Source organism: Photobacterium makurazakiensis, assembly GCF_050336715.1.
Taxonomy (GTDB): domain Bacteria; phylum Pseudomonadota; class Gammaproteobacteria; order Enterobacterales; family Vibrionaceae; genus Photobacterium; species Photobacterium makurazakiensis.
This window is the reverse complement of the sequence record NZ_JAKJSJ010000090.1, coordinates 1-20,464: the sequence shown is the minus strand read 5'-3', so window position 1 is coordinate 20,464 and position 20,464 is coordinate 1. Positions and strand designations below refer to the sequence as shown.

Annotated in this window: 19 protein-coding genes and 6 tRNA genes; 12 read left to right on the top strand and 13 right to left on the bottom strand. The window is 45.5% G+C overall.

What is annotated here, in order from left to right; genetic code table 11:
* Positions 1 to 62: 62 nt before the first annotated feature.
* The 10 genes from L4D09_RS26910 to lolB all read right to left on the bottom strand — a co-directional run bounded on the left by L4D09_RS26910 (position 63) and on the right by lolB (position 5,376).
* Positions 63 to 147 (bottom strand) — tRNA-Leu (locus L4D09_RS26910).
* A gap of 45 nt (positions 148 to 192) precedes the next feature.
* A tRNA-Met gene (locus tag L4D09_RS26905) sits at positions 193 to 269 on the bottom strand.
* A gap of 47 nt (positions 270 to 316) precedes the next feature.
* Positions 317 to 391, bottom strand: a tRNA-Gln gene (locus tag L4D09_RS26900).
* A 50-nt stretch (positions 392 to 441) separates the two neighbouring features.
* Positions 442 to 526: transfer RNA gene (locus tag L4D09_RS26895), tRNA-Leu, on the bottom strand.
* A gap of 45 nt (positions 527 to 571) precedes the next feature.
* Positions 572 to 648 (bottom strand) — tRNA-Met (locus tag L4D09_RS26890).
* Between the two features lie 317 nt (positions 649 to 965).
* Positions 966 to 2,057, bottom strand: coding sequence for a redox-regulated ATPase YchF (gene ychF / locus L4D09_RS26885; protein ID WP_428460612.1), 1,092 nt, complete (start codon positions 2,055 to 2,057; stop codon positions 966 to 968).
* A gap of 90 nt (positions 2,058 to 2,147) precedes the next feature.
* Complete coding sequence (pth, locus tag L4D09_RS26880; RefSeq protein ID WP_428460611.1) at positions 2,148 to 2,738, bottom strand: aminoacyl-tRNA hydrolase; 591 nt, start codon at positions 2,736 to 2,738, stop codon at positions 2,148 to 2,150.
* Between the two features lie 156 nt (positions 2,739 to 2,894).
* The gene (locus L4D09_RS26875) at positions 2,895 to 3,842 is read right to left on the bottom strand and encodes a ribose-phosphate pyrophosphokinase (protein ID WP_428460610.1); all 948 of its coding nucleotides are present in this window, start codon (positions 3,840 to 3,842) and stop codon (positions 2,895 to 2,897) included.
* Between the two features lie 32 nt (positions 3,843 to 3,874).
* Positions 3,875 to 4,738, bottom strand: a complete 864-nt coding sequence (ispE, locus tag L4D09_RS26870) for a 4-(cytidine 5'-diphospho)-2-C-methyl-D-erythritol kinase (RefSeq protein ID WP_428460609.1) — start codon at positions 4,736 to 4,738, stop codon at positions 3,875 to 3,877.
* A gap of 8 nt (positions 4,739 to 4,746) precedes the next feature.
* Positions 4,747 to 5,376: a lipoprotein insertase outer membrane protein LolB gene (lolB, locus tag L4D09_RS26865; RefSeq protein ID WP_428460608.1), complete on the bottom strand. Its 630-nt coding sequence runs from the start codon at positions 5,374 to 5,376 to the stop codon at positions 4,747 to 4,749.
* A 270-nt stretch (positions 5,377 to 5,646) separates the two neighbouring features.
* On the opposite strand from lolB, the gene hemA reads away from it, so the two are divergent.
* From hemA to kdsA, 6 genes are read left to right on the top strand one after another with little or no spacing between them, the layout of a single operon-like run.
* Positions 5,647 to 6,909, top strand: a complete 1,263-nt coding sequence (hemA, locus tag L4D09_RS26860) for a glutamyl-tRNA reductase (RefSeq protein WP_428460607.1) — start codon at positions 5,647 to 5,649, stop codon at positions 6,907 to 6,909.
* A 51-nt stretch (positions 6,910 to 6,960) separates the two neighbouring features.
* A complete protein-coding gene (gene prfA, locus L4D09_RS26855) occupies positions 6,961 to 8,049 on the top strand; it encodes a peptide chain release factor 1 (protein WP_428460606.1) in 1,089 nt (362 codons plus the stop codon).
* Positions 8,049 to 8,897 carry a peptide chain release factor N(5)-glutamine methyltransferase gene (gene prmC, locus L4D09_RS26850; RefSeq protein ID WP_428460605.1) on the top strand — a complete coding sequence of 283 codons (849 nt, stop codon included), beginning with the start codon at positions 8,049 to 8,051 and terminating at the stop codon, positions 8,895 to 8,897. The genes prfA and prmC overlap by 1 nt, the downstream gene beginning before the upstream one ends.
* Before the next feature lie 12 nt (positions 8,898 to 8,909).
* Positions 8,910 to 9,290 carry a SirB2 family protein gene (locus L4D09_RS26845; protein WP_428460604.1) on the top strand — a complete coding sequence of 127 codons (381 nt, stop codon included), beginning with the start codon at positions 8,910 to 8,912 and terminating at the stop codon, positions 9,288 to 9,290.
* A 2-nt stretch (positions 9,291 to 9,292) separates the two neighbouring features.
* Positions 9,293 to 10,105, top strand: coding sequence for a SirB1 family protein (locus L4D09_RS26840; RefSeq protein ID WP_428460603.1), 813 nt, complete (start codon positions 9,293 to 9,295; stop codon positions 10,103 to 10,105).
* A 40-nt stretch (positions 10,106 to 10,145) separates the two neighbouring features.
* Positions 10,146 to 11,000, top strand: coding sequence for a 3-deoxy-8-phosphooctulonate synthase (gene kdsA / locus L4D09_RS26835; RefSeq protein WP_428460602.1), 855 nt, complete (start codon positions 10,146 to 10,148; stop codon positions 10,998 to 11,000).
* A 160-nt stretch (positions 11,001 to 11,160) separates the two neighbouring features.
* Here the strand turns inward: kdsA and L4D09_RS26830 are convergent, their stop codons facing one another.
* Complete coding sequence (locus L4D09_RS26830; protein ID WP_428460601.1) at positions 11,161 to 13,044, bottom strand: methyl-accepting chemotaxis protein; 1,884 nt, start codon at positions 13,042 to 13,044, stop codon at positions 11,161 to 11,163.
* A gap of 343 nt (positions 13,045 to 13,387) precedes the next feature.
* Here L4D09_RS26830 and L4D09_RS26825 point away from each other — a divergent pair, with 343 nt between their 5' ends.
* From L4D09_RS26825 to L4D09_RS26805, 5 genes are all read left to right on the top strand, one after another.
* Positions 13,388 to 14,749, top strand: coding sequence for a Na+/H+ antiporter NhaC family protein (locus tag L4D09_RS26825; RefSeq protein WP_428460600.1), 1,362 nt, complete (start codon positions 13,388 to 13,390; stop codon positions 14,747 to 14,749).
* 224 nt (positions 14,750 to 14,973) lie between these two features.
* Entirely contained in the window at positions 14,974 to 16,647 is a 1,674-nt protein-coding gene (ushA, locus tag L4D09_RS26820) for a bifunctional UDP-sugar hydrolase/5'-nucleotidase UshA (RefSeq protein WP_428460599.1), read from the top strand.
* A gap of 104 nt (positions 16,648 to 16,751) precedes the next feature.
* Complete coding sequence (ybaK, locus tag L4D09_RS26815; RefSeq protein WP_428460598.1) at positions 16,752 to 17,234, top strand: Cys-tRNA(Pro) deacylase; 483 nt, start codon at positions 16,752 to 16,754, stop codon at positions 17,232 to 17,234.
* A 23-nt stretch (positions 17,235 to 17,257) separates the two neighbouring features.
* Complete coding sequence (locus L4D09_RS26810) at positions 17,258 to 18,205, top strand: LysR family transcriptional regulator (RefSeq protein ID WP_428460613.1); 948 nt, start codon at positions 17,258 to 17,260, stop codon at positions 18,203 to 18,205.
* A 73-nt stretch (positions 18,206 to 18,278) separates the two neighbouring features.
* A complete protein-coding gene (locus L4D09_RS26805) occupies positions 18,279 to 18,893 on the top strand; it encodes a LysE family translocator (RefSeq protein WP_428460597.1) in 615 nt (204 codons plus the stop codon).
* 52 nt (positions 18,894 to 18,945) lie between these two features.
* On the opposite strand, the gene smrA is transcribed toward L4D09_RS26805, so the two are convergent.
* The gene (gene smrA / locus L4D09_RS26800) at positions 18,946 to 19,527 is read right to left on the bottom strand and encodes a DNA endonuclease SmrA (protein ID WP_428460596.1); all 582 of its coding nucleotides are present in this window, start codon (positions 19,525 to 19,527) and stop codon (positions 18,946 to 18,948) included.
* Between the two features lie 133 nt (positions 19,528 to 19,660).
* A complete protein-coding gene (locus L4D09_RS26795) occupies positions 19,661 to 19,801 on the bottom strand; it encodes a DUF3149 domain-containing protein (protein WP_428460595.1) in 141 nt (46 codons plus the stop codon).
* A 377-nt stretch (positions 19,802 to 20,178) separates the two neighbouring features.
* On the opposite strand from L4D09_RS26795, the gene L4D09_RS26790 reads away from it, so the two are divergent.
* A tRNA-Pro gene (locus L4D09_RS26790) sits at positions 20,179 to 20,255 on the top strand.
* Positions 20,256 to 20,464: the final 209 nt, after the last annotated feature.

The following is a 20,464-nucleotide window of genomic DNA, read 5'->3' as shown; positions in this document are numbered from 1 at the left end:
GGCGATAGACCTGCAGGTTGCTTTTTTCAAAGCGCTCTCACATCTCAAAGAGAGGGAGAGAATGGTGCGGAAGGAGAGACTTGAACTCTCACACCTTGCGGCGCCAGAACCTAAATCTGGTGCGTCTACCAATTCCGCCACTTCCGCATCTAGTAGAATTTTACATCTTTCGATGTCTTTCCGCAGAAAGAATGGTGGCTACGACGGGATTCGAACCTGTGACCCCATCATTATGAGTGATGTGCTCTAACCAGCTGAGCTACGTAGCCATTTTTACAGCTGCTGACTATACATGATAATCAACAYCTTTAAAAGTTGGCAGGTCTACCTGGATTCGAACCAGGGRATGGCGGCATCAAAAGCCGCTGCCTTACCGCTTGGCGATAGACCTGCAGGTTGCTTTTTTCAAAGCGCTCTCRCATCTCAAAGAGAGGGAGAGAATGGTGCGGAAGGAGAGACTTGAACTCTCACACCTTGCGGCGCCAGAACCTAAATCTGGTGCGTCTACCAATTCCGCCACTTCCGCATCTAGTAGAATTTTACATCTTTCGATGTCTTTCCGCAGAAAGAATGGTGGCTACGACGGGATTCGAACCTGTGACCCCATCATTATGAGTGATGTGCTCTAACCAGCTGAGCTACGTAGCCATTTTGTTGTTTCCGTCGCAGCTGACATAACTGACCGCTGTGTCGGGAACGGGGCGCATTATGCTCATACCAGCGAAAAGGGTCAATAGTTTTTTTAAATATCTTTAGAATATCGGATTGTTCGTTGCTTATTTGGACGAACTGGGCGAATGCCATGCTAAGTTGGGTGTTTTTAGCGCAATGAGCTTAAGTGACAGCTGACGTTCGTATGGTTATATCGCGATAATGAATAACCATACTTAAATTATAAAAAAGCCAGCTATTAAGCTGGCTTAGTATAACTGTCGCTAACTGGTTGGCTTTTATGGCCTTCCTAATTATACGTTGAAGCGGAAGTGAACAACATCGCCATCTTTAACGATGTAATCTTTACCTTCTAGGCGCCACTTGCCCGCTTCTTTTGCACCGCTTTCGCCGCTAAACTCGATGAAGTGGTCGTAACCAACAACTTCAGCTCGGATAAAGCCTTTTTCAAAGTCAGTGTGAATTTTACCTGCTGATTGTGGTGCTGTTGCACCGACAGGAATTGTCCATGCGCGTACTTCTTTAACGCCAGCAGTGAAGTAAGTTTGCAGATCAAGCAATTCATAACCAGAACGGATCACTCGGTTCAGGCCTGGCTCTTCGATGCCCATATCAGCAAGGAACTCTTCACGGTCAGCATCGTCAAGCTCAGCGATTTCAGACTCGATAGCTGCACATACCGCGACAACAACAGCGTTTTCTTTCGCTGCGTATTCACGAACCATGTCAAGGTATTCGTTATCTTCAAAGCCATCATCGCTGACGTTAGCGATATACATCGTTGGCTTAACAGTAAGGAAATGCAGGTAGTCAATGGCTGCAAGTTCTTCTTTGCTTAGCTCGACAGAGCGAACCATCCCACCTTCTGTTAGCGTCGGCAGCAGTTTTTCTAGTACAGCGGTTTCAAACTTAGCATCGCTGTCGCCGCCTTTCGCTTTTTTCGCTTGACGGAAAATTGCACGCTCACACGTATCAAGGTCAGCAAGAGCAAGTTCAAGGTTGATCACCTCGATATCATCAATCGGGTTGATTTTACCTGCGACGTGAATGATGTTTTCGTCTTCGAAACAGCGAACAACGTGACCAATAGCATCGGTTTCACGGATGTTAGCTAGGAATTTGTTACCTAGGCCTTCACCTTTCGATGCACCAGCAACAAGACCAGCAATATCCACAAATTCCATGGTTGTTGGCAAGATGCGCTCTGGATTAACAATTGCAGCCAGTGCGTCTAGGCGTAGATCTGGCACAGGTACAACGCCAGTGTTTGGTTCGATAGTACAGAACGGGAAGTTCGCTGCTTCGATGCCCGCTTTGGTCAAGGCGTTGAATAGTGTTGACTTACCGACGTTAGGCAGGCCAACGATTCCGCATTTAAAACCCATGGTGTGAAACCCTTTTGGTGATTATTCGGTCAAACATTTCATTAGCGCACTAGGTGGGCTAATGAAAATAAATATGCTGATTAACTACAATTATTCTGCTTTGAATGAATGTAGTCGGTTTTGTGCTTTGTTTAAGCCGTCTTTTAACAAAACATCCATGCAACGTACGGCTTCATCGACTGCTGCATCAATATTGTCCTGTTCTTTGGCTGGCGCTTTGCCTAAAACAAAGCCGGCAACTTTGTTTTTATCACCCGGATGGCCGATGCCAATACGTAGGCGATAAAAATCTTTATTGTTGCCCATTTTACTGATGATGTCTCTTAGACCGTTATGCCCACCATGGCCGCCGCCTTTTTTAAATTTAGCAACGCCGGGTGGTAGGTCTAGTTCATCATGTGCCACTAAGATCTCTTCCGGCTTTATCTGGTAAAAGTTTGCGAGTGCTGCAACTGATTTACCGGATAAGTTCATATACGTCGAAGGGATCAACAAGCGAAGATCGTGGCCATTAGCCAAGATCCGGCCAGTTTGGCCGAAGTATTTTGATTCTTCACGTAGGCTAATATTATGTACACGGGCCAGTTCTTCGACCACCCATGCGCCCGCATTATGGCGGGTTTTAGCATACTCGGCACCGGGATTGGCCAGGCCGACTAATAGGCGAATGTTATTACTCACGCTAGTCTCTCAACTCTTAGGGGCTTAAAACGCGCGCCATATTATACCAAATACGGCAGAATTGATATCTCATACTTATTTCGGCTGGTATTACCTTAAGTAACGAAAAACGCCCCGCACAAGGCGGGGCGTTAGCAATCTATCGTAGAAGGGCGATTAGTGCTGGAACATCGCAGAGATAGACTCTTCGTTGCTAATACGACGAATTGCTTCGGCTAGCATGCCAGATAGAGTCAGTACTGATACACGACCAGTATCTTGGATCTCTTTAGATAGTGGAATTGAGTCAGTGACGATCACTTCATCAATTACAGATTCACGGATGTTCTGTGGAGCATTACCTGAGAATACTGGGTGTGTTGCGTAAGCAAATACACGCTTAGCACCACGATCTTTCAGTGCTTCAGCAGCTTTACACAATGTACCACCGGTATCGATCATGTCATCAACGATGATACAGTCACGGCCTTCAACATCACCAATCAGGTGCATTACCTGAGAAACGTTAGCACGTGGACGGCGCTTATCGATGATCGCGATGTCTGTGTCATCTAATAGCTTAGCGATTGCACGAGCACGTACAACACCACCGATATCAGGAGAAACAACAACTGGATCTTCTAGGTTTTTCGCCAGAATGTCTTCTAGTAGCACAGGGCTACCGAATACATTGTCTACTGGTACATCGAAGAAACCTTGAATTTGCTCTGCGTGTAAGTCAACAGTCAAAACGCGGTCAACACCAACGTTTGAAAGGAAATCAGCAACAACTTTCGCTGTGATTGGCACACGAGCAGAACGAACTCGGCGATCTTGACGAGCATAGCCAAAGTAAGGGATCACTGCAGTAATACGACCAGCTGAAGCGCGGCGTAGTGCATCGATCATAACAACCAGTTCCATTAGGTTGTCATTCGTTGGAGCACAAGTAGATTGAATGATAAAGACGTCGCTACCACGAACGTTTTCATTAATCTGAACACAGACTTCACCGTCGGAAAAACGGTTAACTGTTGCGTCTCCTAGTGAAATGTAAAGACGATCAGCAATGCGTTGGGCTAGTTCTGGTGTCGCGTTACCAGCAAACAGCTTCATATCAGGCACGGTGGAAACCTCAGGTTGCGTCCAAGTTGTAATTACTGGCAGTCCATAGAATGGGCGGTCAAGGCTGTCAAAAGGGGAGATGTGTTGACACCTTTTGCGACAAATCCATGAAGCCAGTTAGGTAATTTTTTCAGTATTGCATCGGCCTCTTGCTGGGTGCTACATTCAGCAAACACACAAGCGCCAGTGCCGGTCAATCTTGACGGCGCATATTCTAACAGCCACGAAAGCGCCTTATCAACCTCGGGGTGCAGTGATCTGACAATTTTTTCGCAATCGTTTTCGTAAACCCCCGTTATTAGGGCGCTCAGTGATCTTTTTTTACTGTCACGTTTTAATTCAGGGTGGGTGAAAATATCGACAGTTGCAATGTTGATCTCTGGTTTTGCGACCAAATACCATTTTTCTGCGGGATCTGCTGGTTGCAATTCCTCACCAATTCCTTCAGCGAATGCACTATGGCCTCTTACAAATACGGGGACATCGGCACCAAGCGCTAGACCGATATCAGCTAGGGTGTCAGTTGATAGGTGGGTCTGCCACAAATAATTGAGGGCAATAAGTGTTGTTGCCGCGTCAGATGATCCACCGCCTAGTCCACCACCCATCGGAAGAATTTTATCGATGTGGATTTCAGCGCCAGCGTGGATCCCCGCTTTCTTGCGCAACAAATCAGCAGCACGGTATATAAGGTTATCTTCGGTTGCAACACCGTCAATCGCTGGCGTTAATGTGATGTCGTTGGAATTATTTGCCGTGATTGTCAGCGTATCGCTATGGTCAATAAACTGAAATAACGTTTGTAGTTCATGGTAACCGTTAGGGCGTTGGCCTGTGATATACAGGAACAAGTTAAGTTTGGCCGGTGCTGGCCAGCAGGTAGTACGGGTGATCATAGAACGCTCTAATTGATGGACCAGTTGTGGATAATAAGGGTTATAGTAACCCCTGTTGTGCTTAAAACCATACGCTTAGGTAAGGCTGGGCTCACAGTATAGTCATATTCGTTGTAATCAAGTTGCCAAAATTGGTTGTCTATTTGTTTGGCAAGGTAGCCCACTCGGCCTTCATTATTTAATTGGTACGTGTCAGTCGCGGTAGGTAAGCCAATAAGCCAGTCACGCATTTGTTCAATGGGTAAGTTAATACCGGTTAATTCTAAAATTAAGGCTGAGGCATCGGTGCCATGAAATGTTTTTCCTTCATGATTGACCAAGGTAACGTTGCCAGGGCTCGCATCAAGCTTTAGCAATGTGCTTCCCAGGAAGTTAGTCAATAGTAGATGATCGCTATTTGGCTGTGTGTCCCAGATAAGGTTGGCACCGAAGCGTTGACTACCCTTGTAACCGAGCTTGCCTCTCGCTTGATATGTGCTGAGCTCTTTCAATTGAGCTTCATGGTTTTCCCAATCAGTTGTTGATTGAGGTGGCGGTTGAGTTGCGCAGCCCGCTAAAAGAGATAATAAAAAAGGAAAAAATAACCAATATTTTTTTTTATTTGAAGGCAAATAAGTAACAGACTGAGTCAGGTGCATAGTATGCTTTGCTTATTGTTTGGGTGTGATGTGGCAAACAATAGCGGTAAAAGTTATAGATTTCCAACTTCTTAGCAACTCGATAGTGGTATTTTTTTGATCTATCTTAAACAGGATAATCGTTGAAATTTATTGTGTAATAAGTATTTAGAAATCAACTTTTACTTAGTTATGCCATATTGATTAGGTTTGTGTTCTTTTATTACGATGGGGCATCAAGTAAAATCCCGCCCTAGATCTTTTTCACTGGCGAAGTGGTACCCCGTCTCCATGACATTGCTTGCATTAGGAATCAACCATAAAACAGCCTCTGTGGATTTACGCGAACGTGTTGCGTTTTCACCTGAAAAGCTGAAACAGGCGTTACACCAGCTAGAAACACACCCAGAGGTTAACAGTGGGGTTATTGTTTCGACCTGCAATCGCACAGAACTTTACTGTGATGTTAATCAATCAGGCCCTGGAGTCATGATTGACTGGTTGACTAAGTTCCACCAGATCACGACTGAAGAATTAATGCCTAGCCTGTACTTCCATGAAGAGCAGGCTGCTGTGCGTCATTTAATGCGTGTATCATGTGGCCTTGATTCACTGGTATTGGGCGAGCCTCAAATTTTAGGGCAGGTGAAGCAGTCGTATTCAGACTCTCGTGACCAAGATGCGATTCATGGCATGTTGGAAAAGCTATTCCATAAGAATTTCACTGTCGCAAAACGGGTGCGGACTGAAACTGACATTGGTGGCAATGCGGTTTCTGTGGCTTTTGCTGCTTGTACGTTAGCCAAACAAATCTTTGAATCATTAAGTGATGCCACGGTATTACTTGTAGGGGCGGGAGAGACCATTGAATTAGTTGCTCGGCACCTAGTGGATCAAGGTTGTAATAAATTGATTGTGGCCAATCGGACCAAAGAAAGGGCAGAGAATCTAGCCATTGAATTTGGTGCAGAAGTCATTGGTTTGCCAGACATCCCTGACTATTTGCATCGAGCAGATATTGTGATCAGCTCGACGGCAAGTCCGTTGCCGATAGTGGGTAAAGGCATGGTTGAGAAAGCCATTAAAGCCCGCCGCCATCAGCCAATGCTACTGGTTGATATTGCCGTTCCTCGAGATATTGAGCCGGAAGTTGGCGAACTAAGCGATGCGTATCTTTATACTGTCGATGATTTACACAGCATTGTTGAAAAAAACCGTGAACAACGTAAAGTCGCGGCTATTCAAGCTGAAGCGATTGTGAGTGAAGAAAGCGCGGCCTTCATGCGTTGGTTACGCTCACTAGAGGCCGTTGACAGTATTCGTCAATACCGAGTACAAGCCGATGACATTAAAGCAGAGCTTGTGGCTCGTAGTCTTCAAACGTTGGCTAATGGCGGCGATCCGGAAAAGGTGTTGGTTGAGTTGAGCAATAAGCTGACTAATAAACTGATCCACGCGCCAACTAGAGCTATGCAACAGGCAGCCCAGAATGGTGAACCTGAAAAGCTGGCAGTAATCCGAGAGACACTTGGGTTAGACTCGTTTAAAAATTAATATCAGGCAGAGCGAAACGCTCTGCCATAAACGGAACAATAGATACCAATTATGAAATCTTCAATTTTAGTGAAATTAGAAACGCTGGTTGAGCGTTACGAAGAAGTCCAGCACCTGCTTGGCGATCCAGATGTGATTGGCAACCAGGATAAGTTCCGTGCTCTATCTCGTGAATACTCTCAACTAGAAGAAGTGACTCAATGCTTCCAAGCTTACCAGCAAGCAAAAGAAGATCTGATCACTGCTGAAGAAATGGCGAATGAAGACGATCCAGAAATGCGTGAAATGGCACTGGAAGAAGTCAAAGAATCGAAAAGCGAGATTGTCCGCCTTGAAGACGAACTACAGGTTCTGTTAATCCCGAAAGATCCAAACGATGAGCGTAACTGCTTTGTTGAAATCCGTGCCGGTGCTGGTGGTGATGAAGCTGGTATTTTTGCGGGCGACTTGTTCCGCATGTATAGCAAATATGCGGAACGTCGTGGCTGGCGTGTCGAAGTGGTTAATGAAAACCGCTCTGAGCAGGGCGGTTACAAAGAGATGATAGCCAAAATAAGCGGTGAAGCGGTTTACGGCACGTTAAAGTTTGAATCTGGTGGTCACCGCGTTCAGCGTGTGCCAGCGACAGAATCACAAGGTCGTGTCCATACTTCAGCATGTACCGTTGCAGTATTGCCTGAAATTCCAGAAGCTGAAATTCCTGAAATCAATTCTGGCGATCTGAAAATTGATACATTCCGTGCATCTGGCGCGGGTGGTCAGCACGTTAACACCACTGATTCTGCTATTCGTATTACTCACTTGCCAACAGGCATCGTGGTTGAGTGTCAGGATGAGCGTTCTCAGCATAAGAATAAAGCGAAGGCAATGTCGGTATTGGCTGCTCGTATTATTAACGCGGAAGAAGAAAAGCGTCATGCAGAAGAAGCAAGTACCCGCCGTAACTTGCTAGGTTCTGGTGATCGTTCAGACCGTATTCGCACTTATAACTACCCTCAGGGACGCGTATCTGATCACCGTATCACTTTGACTCTTTATCGTTTGAATGAAGTGATGGAAGGGGATATGGATAGCTTGATCCAGCCAGTGCTACAAGAGCACCAAGCTGATCAGCTGGCAGCAATGGCTGACCAAAACTAATGACACTGTCAATTGATACCCAGCTTAAGCTTGCGGTTGAACAGTTGACCAAGGCGGGCTCTCAGAGCCCGCACATTGATGCTGCTGTGTTGCTGTGTCATGTACTTGATAAACCCCGTAGTTACTTATTAACGTGGCCAGAAAAAACGCTGGATGATGAGCAACTTGCCGCCTTCGATGCAATGATTGCACGTCGCTTAATCGGTGAGCCTGTGGCTTACATTGTTGGTGAGCGTGAATTTTGGTCATTGCCGTTGAAAGTTGCTCCTCATACGTTGATCCCTCGACCTGATACTGAACGCCTCGTTGAGCTGTCTCTTGAAAAAATCCCTGCTCAGCCTTGCGCAGTACTGGATTTAGGGACTGGCACTGGTGCCATCGCATTAGCCATTGCATCAGAACGTCGCGACATCGCAGTAACAGGGATTGATTTACGCCCTGAGGCTGCGGCATTGGCACAAGAAAACGCTAGCAACTTGAAGTTTGCTAATACCCAGTTCTTATCTGGAAGTTGGTATAGCCCACTTCAATCTAGCGATCGCTTTGCCGTCATTGTGAGTAACCCACCTTATATTGACGAGGCCGATCCACATTTATCGCAAGGGGATGTGCGTTTCGAACCGAAAAGTGCGCTTGTTGCTGATGACGATGGGTTGGCAGACATTCGAATTATTAGCGAGCAAGGACGCCAGTATTTACAAGCTGGTGGTTGGTTGCTTATGGAACATGGCTTTGAACAGGGTGAAGCTGTAAGAGCCATTTTACTGGAACTGGGCTACACCCAGGTATCAACCGCACAAGATTATGCCGGACTTGACCGGGTAACTCTCGGCTGTTGGCAAGGATAGAGAGAGAAAATAATGTATACCGCTGTTAAACACCTACACATGATTGCTATTGCGCTGAGTGTACTGCTTTTTGTGGTTCGCTATTGTTTGATGATGGCAAACTCGACGCTTAACGAAAAAAAATTCCTGAAGATCACCCCACATGTTGTTGATACAGTCATGTTGCTATCGGGTATTGCGTTAATTTTGATTACCGGTTTTATGCCGTTTACCGAAGCAGGTAGCTGGTTAACCCAAAAGTTGAGTTGTGTGTTAGCTTATATCGCCTTGGGTTTCTTTACCTTGAAAATCGGCTCTAACAAAGTCTTTAAGACGTTTGCCTTCTTAGGTTCACTTGGTTGGGTGATGGCAGCGGCAAACATTGCAATGACGAAATCGTCGTTTTTAGGATAATCATGCTACGTTTTACAGAACAAGAATTGGCTCAAATGTCGCTGGCTGAAGGGGCATTGGAAGTGACTGCTGCGGTTGACCCCGCCTTTCCTGCGGGCTGGGTGAAAACTCAGCTTGAACGCTTGGCTCAAGACGCTGAGCAACGATTGATGCATGAGCCCAACGCACAGCTTCGCCTTGAAGGCTTGATCCGCTTGTTCTACCGTGAATGGGGCTTTATTGGTGATCACGAGCAGTACTTTTCATCTGAAAACATTTACTTAGATAAAGTCCTCGAACGTAAGAAAGGTATTCCTGTTAGCCTGGGTGCTATCTTTTTGTATTTATCCGAACGTCTTGATTTACCTGTTTACGGTGTCGGCTTTCCAACTCAATTTGTCCTAAAAGTTGACTGGTTAGACGGTGAAACACAGTATATCAACCCATTTGATGGTGAATATCTGAGTAAGCGACTGATGGGCGCATGGTTAAAAGGCCATCGTGGGCCATTCAGTGAACTACGTAATGAATACTTTGATACCGCTGAGCACACCGATGTACTTGCCCGTTGGTTAACCGTTATGAAAAGTGCGTTGCTGCGTGAAGGCATGTTTGCAGATGCATTGCGGTGTAGTGATGTGGTGTTAGATGCTTTCCGTCCGGGCGACCCGCATGAAATTCGCGATCGTGGCTATATTTATCAACAGCTGGAATGTAGCCATGCTGCCGTGATGGATTTTGAATATTTTATCGAGCAATGCCCTGAAGATCCGACAATAAAGTTGTTGAAACTGCAGGTTGAAGAGCTCAATCAAGAGCCTTTAGTACTGCACTAATCGTCAGTAGCATTAAGGCTAAATGAATAAAAGAGAGAATATGATGGAACAGAAAGTTGTTCGAGTTGGTGATATTGATGTTGCCAATGACAAGCCGTTTGTCCTATTTGGCGGAATGAATGTACTTGAGTCTCGTGATCTGGCAATGCAGATCTGCGAAAAGTATGTAGAAGTGACAGACAAGCTTGGGATCCCTTACGTATTCAAAGCCTCTTTTGATAAGGCTAACCGCTCATCGGTACACTCATACCGTGGCCCAGGTATGGAAGAAGGCCTAAAGATCTTCCAAGAACTGAAAGATACTTTTGGCGTTAAAATTATCACTGATATTCATGAGCATCATCAAGCACAGCCCGTTGCGGATGTTGTTGATGTTATTCAGCTACCCGCTTTTCTTGCTCGCCAGACCGACTTAGTACAAACGATGGCGAAAACAGGTGCTGTGATCAACGTGAAAAAGCCACAGTTCATGAGCCCAGGCCAAGTAGGTAATATTATTGATAAGTTTGCCGAATGTGGTAACGAGAATATTATTCTGTGCGAACGTGGTGTATTACATGGTTACGATAACCTTGTAGTAGATATGTTGGGCTTTGACGTAATGAAAAAAGCGTCTAAAGGTAGTCCAATTATCTTTGATGTAACTCACGCACTACAGTGTCGTGATCCTCAAGGCGCTGCATCAGGCGGTCGTCGTGAGCAAACGGTTGATTTAGCCCGTTCAGGTCTAGCAACGGGGATTGCTGGTCTGTTTATGGAAGCGCACCCAACACCTGATCAAGCGCGTTGTGATGGTCCATCAGCTTTCCCACTGGATAAGCTAGAACCATTCCTGACACAGCTTAAACAGCTAGATGATCTAATTAAAGGCTTCGAGGCGATTGAGATTAACTAAGCGTTAATCGCGCATTGCCTCAATAAAAACGCCCCGACAAGTCTTCTTGTCGGGGCGTTTTTTAATATGTGTTGTACCTAATAAAATCTAAGTGGGAGGCATTAGGGCATAAAAAAAGCTCGCCATTAAGGCGAGCTTTTTGTCTTTGATTTCCAGTCGATTAAAGCTTAAATCGACTGATTTCTTGATGTAGCTGATGAGAAAGCTCTGAGAGTTCAGCGGCTTGTTGGGCGGCTTCGTTGGCTTCAGTTGCTAACTCGTTTGAAACATCGCGGATCCCCTCAGTATTACGCGTGATCTCTGAGGTGACAGATGATTGTTCTTCGGCGGCTGACGCAATCTGGGTCGCCATATCACTGATATTGGTTACGGCACTGTTGATTTGCGACAAGCTAGCAGACGCTGAATTGGCGTCATCAACGCTGGTTTCAGCAAGGCGGCGGCTGTCTTCCATAATGCCGACAGCACGACCGGTTGTTTGCTGCAGGGTTTCAATCATCTGTTGAATTTCTTGCGTTGACGCATGTGTACGTTGGCTTAACACGCGTACTTCGTCAGCAACGACGGCAAAACCACGGCCCTGTTCGCCGGCACGAGCCGCTTCGATGGCTGCATTCAGTGCTAGCAGGTTAGTTTGTTCGGCAATACCTTGAATGGTCGACAAGATGGTATTGATACTTTGAGCGTGAGTATTGAGTTCACTGATCACACCTGTTGCAGTATCAACCTCGGTTGCTAGGCTCGATATTGATTGCTGGCTTTGACTAACTTGCGTCGCACCGTGTTCAGCAACGGTCACCGTATCGCCTGAAGTAGCAGCGGTATTATCAGCATTACCGGCAATTTCTTGTGTCGCTGCCGCCATTTCATTAATGGCTGTCGCCACCATATTAATTTCATCTTGCTGGTGCTGAATACGCGTACTGCGTTCTTCTGCTTGTGATGCCGTTAGGTGAGCTTGCTGGCTTAACGAATTTGAGATCTCGTTGAGCTTACACACCATGGTGTGCATATTACCGACAAAGCGGTTGAAGTTATGGGCAAGCAGACCGACTTCATCATCACTGCGCGGTTCTAGTCGCTGGGTAAGATCGCCTTCACCTGTGGCGATTTCTGCCAATGCGTCTGACACTCGGGCAAGATCGCGGAAAAGGTAGCCGACTAAGAAGGCAACTGCACTCACTACAATAAGCGTAATAATAATGGATGTGATGATCAGCTGGCGAAGTAGGGATGTATGGCTGGCTTCTTCTGTTGCACGATCCATTTCTAGACCTAGTACCCAGTCGGTATTTGGCACATTGGTGAAGTAGAAGAGTTTCTCCTTACCGTTAATCGTTGCAATTTCGATGCTGCCAGTACGTGCTGCTTGCTCAATTCCATCCATTGTTAGCTGGTTGGTAAAGCGATTAATCGGTTGAAGTAGCAGTGACTCATTAGGGTGTGCCAAGAAGGTGTTGTCTTGCTTGTTAATTAACATGGCATAGGCATTGTTACCGACATCTAAGCTGATAACGTCACGTACGAGCTGATCAATTAATACATCGGCACCGACGACACCTATCATGGTGCCATTTTTCGTTACGGGTTCTGCAATAGTAACCAGCAGCGCATTAGTAATGGCATCACGATAGGCGGTGGTCACTATTTGCTTGCCAGCACGTTGAGCATCTTGATACCAAGGACGGGTGCGAGGATCATAATCTGCTCGGTTGCGTTCTGGGTGTGAGCGATACATTTCACCCGCAGGTGTTCCTAAGAAGATGTCATCAAACCCACCTGCTTTACGAGCTTGTTGTAAAAAGGGAACAACGTCAGCTTCGGTGCTGTAGTCATTAAATGCGCTTGCGATATCACGGCGGATCTCAACCCATTCAGAAATACCTTCGCTTGCAGCTTCACCAAGGCTTGCTGCACGGGAATAGATACCATTACGAGTTTGTTCAAACAGCTGGTCTGCTGCCAGCCAAGTGAGCGCCGAGGCCATAATAACCACAGCGGAGAGGCTAGCTCCAATGAGTTTTTGTTTTAATGATAGTTTCATTACTTCACTTAATCCGAAAGGTTCGGGGAATGAGGGAGGGTGGCTCCTCATCAAGAGGTGGTGGATTTTATAGCGTTTTTACGCATGCTGCACGAAAAAGTGACCTATATCATAAAAAAATTAACGGCATGAATGTTAAGTAAAAAAATTGACGCGCTTTCAATTTAAGCGTCATATTTATGTCACTCTAGGTGCATCGTAGCTTTGGCCTTTATCAAAATGAGACTAGCAGATTATTAGTAAATAAACGTAACGTCTGGATGTTTAGACGTCTAGAAGTTGACATGGCTAGTGGTAATGATTAGTCTAGGCGAAATTTTAAAATAGATGTCCTGTAGTCATCATGTCAAACACAACACAACAAACTTATATTGCCCCCGCGCCATCTGCGCTGGCGTTGCTTCCACTGGGAGTATTCCTTGCATTATTCATTGGGGTAGGCGCTTACCTCACCATGCAAGGTGTCGATTTCGCTTTTTATCAATTGCCTGCGCCAGTCGCTGCATTACCTGCGGTAGTGATTGCTATTTTGCTGAGCAAAGAAAAGCTAAATAAAGCCATCGAACAGTTTCTACGCGGTGTAGGTCATAGCGATATTATTGCGATGTGTATGATCTATCTTTTAGCGGGTGCTTTTGCCTCTGTTGCTAAGGCGACTGGTGGGGTTGATGCAACGGTAAACCTTGGTTTATCGATGTTGCCAGCGAGCATGATCCTACCGGGTATTTTTGTTATTTCTGCGTTTATCGCGACGGCAATGGGAACGTCAATGGGAACCATTGCTGCGGTAGCCCCTGTAGCACTCGGCATTGCCCAAGTTGCTGGTTTTGATGTCGCCCTAACCGCTGGTGTGGTGTTAAGTGGCGCAATGTTCGGTGATAACTTATCCATTATTTCTGATACGACCATTGCTTCTACCCGTTCGCAGGGCTGTCAGATGAAAGACAAGTTCCGTGAAAATATTCGAATTGCTTTGCCTGCAGCATTTGCGGCTATCGTTTTGTTCTTGTTCAGTAGCACAGCAACAGAAGTGCCTGAAACATCGGATATAGAATGGCTGAAAGTTATTCCATATCTCACGATTCTAATATTGGCTGTTTCTGGCTTGAATGTGTTTGTTGTCCTATCGGTTGGTATTGTATTAGCGGGTGGTATTGGCTTGTTCTCTGTAGCCGATTATGGATTGTTTAATGTCGGCCAAGATATTTATGCTGGTTTTGGCAATATGCAGGAAATCTTCTTACTGTCGATGTTAATCGGTGGTATCAGTGAGCTAATGCGCCAGCAAGGTGGGTTAGCTTACTTGACTCAATTGGTGAGCAAAGTTATCCGTGTCTTTAGCAAGCAACATACAGAAGGCCAAAATTTACGGGCGAGTGAACTGGGTATTGCAGGCTTGGTTGGTATGACGAATGTCTGTACTGCAAACAACACTGTTGCGATTATTGTTTCAGGTGGTGTAGCGCGTGAGTTAGCGGAAGAAAATGGTGTAACGCCGCGTCGTTCAGCGAGCTTACTTGATATCTTCTCTTGTGTGGTTCAGGGCGTATTACCCTATGGTGCACAGGCGCTACTGCTTGGCTCGGTATTTGGTTTATCCCCCCTAGAAGTGGTCAGCCACTCTTACTATTGTTTCTTCCTAGCGATTGCGGCGGTGGTTGCCGTCTTTATTAAGCACCCAGCTCGAAAAGTGGCAACAGCTTAATTTAGCGTAAATATAAGAACAACCAGTAATATCAATAGCCTCGCTTTTGCGAGGCTTTTTTATGCTTGCTAGGTAAGTGTTGAGGTTTTTAGGCTTAGTATGGTGATCTAAGCAACAAATTAATGAGAACAATATAACGCTATTAACTAAATAATTTAAACTAGCGCAGATAAACCGAGAAAGTCGGTAAAAGGATTTAATCATATTAAGCTAAGGGGACTCCCATGAAGCAACGTTTTTTCGCCAAAACAGCATTAACAGCCGCTGTACTGATGTCACTTGTCGGTTGTGCCAATCAACCTGAAATATCACAGTCATCTTGGCAGGCAGATGAAACGTATAAGTTAACCATTCTTCATACCAACGATCATCATGGCCGTTTTTGGCAAAATCAGTACGGCGAATATGGAATGGCTGCCCGCAAAACGTTGCTAGATCAAATTCGCACTGAAGTCGCCGCGCAAGGCGGTACAACCTTGTTGCTCTCTGGTGGTGATATTAATACCGGGGTGCCAGAGTCCGATTTACAAGATGCAGAGCCTGACTTTAAAGGCATGAACATGTTGGGCTATGACGCAATGGCACTTGGTAACCATGAATTTGATAACCCACTGGAAGTATTACGTAAACAAGAAGAATGGGCTGAGTTCCCTATGCTTTCGGCGAATATCTATGATAAAGAGTCGGGAGAGCGTTTATTTCAGCCGTATCAGATTTTTGAACAGCAGGGCATCAAGATAGCTGTCATTGGTTTAACCACTGAGGATACGTCGAAAATTGGTAACCCAGAGTATATCGGTGGTGTTGATTTTCGCGATCCTAAAGCGGAAGCGAAAAAGCTAATTGCAGAGCTAGAAGCAACGGAAAACCCAGATGTTATTATTGCGGCTACACATATGGGCCATTATGAAAATGGTAACCGTGGCGTGAATGCGCCGGGTGATGTGGCTTTAGCTCGTTATATGGGTGAAGGCGACTTGGATATGATTGTGGGTGGTCACTCACAAGAGCCTGTGTGCATGGAAGGTCCAAACATGTACAACAAGAACTTCAATCCGGGTGATGAATGTCAGCCCGATCAGCAGAATGGTACATGGATTGTTCAGGCTCATGAATGGGGCAAGTATGTCGGCCGAGCTGATTTTGAGTTTAAAAATGGCGAGCTTCAAATGGTCAGTTATGATCTGATCCCTGTTAACCTGAAGAAAAAAGTAAAGCTGGCTGATGGTTCGAAGCAACGCGTCTTTATTCAAGATGAAATCGTGGAAAATGCAGATGTAAAAGCGTTTCTCAAGCCTTACCAAGAGCGTGGACAAGATCAGCTAAACATCAAAATTGCAGAGTCGAACGGTAAACTTGAAGGCGACCGTAATGTTGTGCGTTATCAGCAGACAAACCTTGGTCGTTTGATTGCCGCTTCTCATATGCAGCGAGCACAAGCTGACTTTGCGGTAATGAACTCAGGTGGAGTACGTGATTCAATTGCGGCGGGTAACATCACTTATAAAGATGTGTTAACTGTTCAGCCGTTTGGCAACATCATCACTTATACCGATATGAGCGGCAGTGAGGTGATAGATTACTTGAATGTTGTGGCAACGAAGCCTGTTGACTCTGGTGCTTACGCGCAGTTCTATGGTATTTCAATGACGGTTGCAAACAATCAAGTTAGTAACGTGAGTATTGGTGGCAAGCCGCTGAATTTGAATGATACGTATCGCTTTACGGTGCCGAGCTTTAATGCGGCTGGTGGTGATGGTTACCCTAAAATCTCTAATCATTCAGGGCATGTAAATACTGGCTTTGTGGACGCAGAAGTTCTGAAAGAGTTCTTGCAGGCAAATAGCCCTATTGATGTGAATGCATTTGAGCCAAAAGGTGAGATGATTTATAAATAATTCCAAGTTTATTTAAATACCTGCCTTAAGCCTCAGCCATTTGCTGGGGCTTTGTTTTTTGGGCTATATTGGCAGTTCGTTTTTTAATGTTGGATGCAACCGCCATGACCCCTGCTATTAACTTGGCCAAGAAAAAGAAAGTGCCGCATACCATTCACCAATACCAGCATGATCCTGCCAATACGAATTTTGGCCTAGAAGCTGCGGAAGTATTAGGCCAAAACCCCAACCAGGTATTTAAGACGCTATTGTTTGCACTCAATGGTGATCCGAAAAAGTTAGCGGTAGCGATTGTTCCCGTCGCTGGCATGCTGGATTTGAAAGCGGCCGCCAAAGCAGCTGGTGGTAAAAAGGCAGATATGGCAGATCCGCAAATAGCAGAAAAAACGACGGGGTACATTGTGGGAGGGATCAGCCCACTTGGACAAAAAAAGCGCTTGCCAACTTTTTTAGATACTTCGGCTCAGAGCTTTGAAACGATTTGCGTTAGCGCAGGTCGGCGTGGGCTTGAAATTGAACTGGCGCCAAAAGATTTAATACAACTAACGTCTGGGCAGTTTGCTCCGATTGCTAAAATGCCGCTGTAATCCTTTTTATGGCTGATAATGCAATGAATCAAGTGAATTTAAATTTAATGCGCACACTGCAAGTATTGCTTGAGGAGTGCCATGTCAGCCGGGCTGCCGAACGGTTGTTTGTTACTCAGTCTGCGGTGAGTCGTCAGCTTAATCAGTTAAGAGTACTGTTTGCTGATCCACTGCTAATCCGCGACGGTAACCGCTTGCTGCCAACGCCAAAAGCGTTGCAGTTGCAATCACGTGTTGAAGCGATACTTGCTGGGTGCGATGCGCTTTTCAGCAGTGATGATTTTGTGCCGAACTTATGGCAGGGGCCTATGGTTCTCGCATCATCGGACTATGTCGCACAATACATTTTGCCTGACATTGTCGAGCATGTGCAGCAAAAAGCACCAAACTTAAATTTACATTACCAGCTGTGGTCGCCAGAAAAGCTATCACAATTGCCAGATCTAGATGTTCAGTTGGTCTCAACCATGTTGCCAGCTATCCCTGATGGCTTATGCGGTGCATCAATCGGTGCTGATTTCCCCGTATGTGTTATGCGGGATACACACCCATTAGCCCAGCAAAGTGACATTACGGTTGAGCAATTCGTGCAGTATGCTCATATGCGTGTATCTGCTGGGGGAGATAAAGACAGCTTTATTGATAAAGAGCTAAAAGCCTTGGGATTATCTCGTCATGTACAATTCTCTGTTCCTTTTTTTAGCTCTGCTTTTCAAACGATGTGCCGCACCGATATGTTAATGGTAACGCCTAAGCATATTGCGGTGAACATGCAGAGGTCATTGCCCATTACATTTAAGGCTTTACCTGTGCCGATGCCTGAACATCGGTATTGGCTGGTGTGGCATCCAAAATATGATGCCGACCCGGCTCATCGCTGGTTCAGAGATCAGGTCTTACTCGTGATGCGTGGATCTATGTACACGATTAACCCGCCCGAAAAACACTACCGCTATGACTTAAAGTCATAGCGGTAATGACTTCTTTTGATTTCCAAGAATGCCCTGTCATTGGTACTGTGCTGGCAATACAAGGAGATACACAATGACATTTACAATTTGGCTTTCGTTATTAATGGTTTGCATGCTGGGTGCAATGTCACCAGGCCCAAGCTTGGCAGTGGTGGCAAAACATAGCCTTTCTGGCGGGCGTCTTCATGGCATCGTGGCATCGTGGGCCCATGCGTTAGGGGTTGGTTTATATGCGTTGTTGACCTTGCTTGGATTAGCCGTTGTTCTAAAAGAATCACCAATGGTATTTTCAGTGATCACTTATGCTGGTGCTGCTTATTTAGCGTATTTAGGTGTTAATGCATTACGCTCTAAAGGTGGTGTTGCAGCTAAGCTGACTGCTGGAGAGCCTACGAGTTTATGGGTTGCTGCCCGAGATGGTGCAATGATTTCGCTGCTTAACCCGAAACTGGCTCTATTCTTTTTGGCGTTATTCAGTCAGTTTGTTGCCGTGGGTACCGATCTGACGAGTCGTGCCGCTATTGTGGCAACACCGATGATGGTCGATAGTTTATGGTACACCTTTATCGCATTTGTATTATCGAGCCCGAAAGTCTTTGATAAATTACGGACCAAAGCACAACGTATCGATCAGCTATCTGGGGTCGTGTTGATTTTGTTGGCATTACGAGTGGTTATACAGGCGTAATTCTTTCTGGTTATGTACTAAAAAGAGGAGTGAATACTCCTCTTTGTTGTTTCTAGCGTTGGCGTTTACTGTGTTTTTCACGGTTTTCCTGTTTACGCTCTGGGCTTTTCTTCAGCATGACATACAAAGCGCCACTTCCACCGTGCTGCCGTAAGGCCGAGTGGAAACACATCACATCAGATATCTGCTCTAACCACGTTGCGACATAGCTTTTCATCAATGCTGGTGGGTTCGATTTTTCCCCTTTGCCATGAATAATGATCACGGTACGAAGATCCATGCGCTGGCATTGCTTGAGAAAATGTAATACTTCATCTCGAGCCTGTTTTAGGGTTTTACGATGAAGGTCGAGTCTGGCGTGAATATCATATTTGCCTAGCCGTAGTTTTCTAAATACGCCTTCTTGTACACCATCACGTTTGAATTCAACCATATCATTCGGCTTTAGCATAGTGGCATGATCGAGTGACAGGTATTCTGGGTCGCTATCGGACAGGGTTTGGGCAGCAAGGCGACGTGCGAGATGAGCCTCGGTCACTTGGTGCTTTGAGGCAACTTCAACTTTGTCTTGTTGTATAGGCGAGACATCAGCCATCATCTCTCTAAAGAGATCGAGTTCATCGTTATCTGACATAGTGCTAACAGGCTAGAAACTAATACTAATAACGTAGATTATATCAATTTAGTTCAGATAGGCATAAAAGAAATCCAGAGCCAACACCGACATGTTTGGCTCTGGCGCAAGCAAATTACTTTGCTAAATGGCTCTAGTGAGGAGAGGGTGCTGACAGTGTTTTATAAATAAAATAACCGCCAAAAAATAACATTAATCCCAGCGCTCCAAAGATAACAATCATTGAAGAAAGGCCTACGGCATTACCAAAAAGAAGGTCTAACCAAAAATCCATATTATTGCCTCTGGGTACGTGAGAATGGCTATAAGATAACCAATGGCATGCAATTGTTATGATGATCTGGATCAATGGTTAAGTATATGTACCATCATTGTTCTGAATGATGTGCTTGCGATCACTTTTGTACGTGTATTGATGCAACAATAGGCAATCAAATCTGGAAATAGAAAAAAAAACGCTTTCTGCTTGCGTAATTTAATTTGCTGGGTATTATAAGCGACCTCAGCAGCATTGCTGTTGACAAGTAAAGAGTTTAAAAGGGCTTTTTACACTTAGTCGGTGAATAGCGCAGCTTGGTAGGGCATCCTGATTTTAGGAATAGCGGACCAGAGGGCGACCCTTGAGCAAGGGCATCGTAAAGCTCATTTAGTCGGTGAATAGCGCAGCTTGGTAGCGCATCTGGTTTGGGACCAGAGGGTCGGGGGTTCGAATCCCTCTTCACCGACCACTATTMAATCTGTTGGATTTAGGTCGGGCAGAATCATCTGATAAGATGTAAAACATATATGTCGGTGAATAGCGCAATTTGGTAGGGCATCCTGATTTTAGGAATAGCGGACCAGAGGGCGACCCTTGAGCAGGGCATCGCAAAGCTCACTTAGTCGGTGAATAGCGCAGCTTGGTAGCGCATCTGGTTTGGGACCAGAGGGTCGGGGG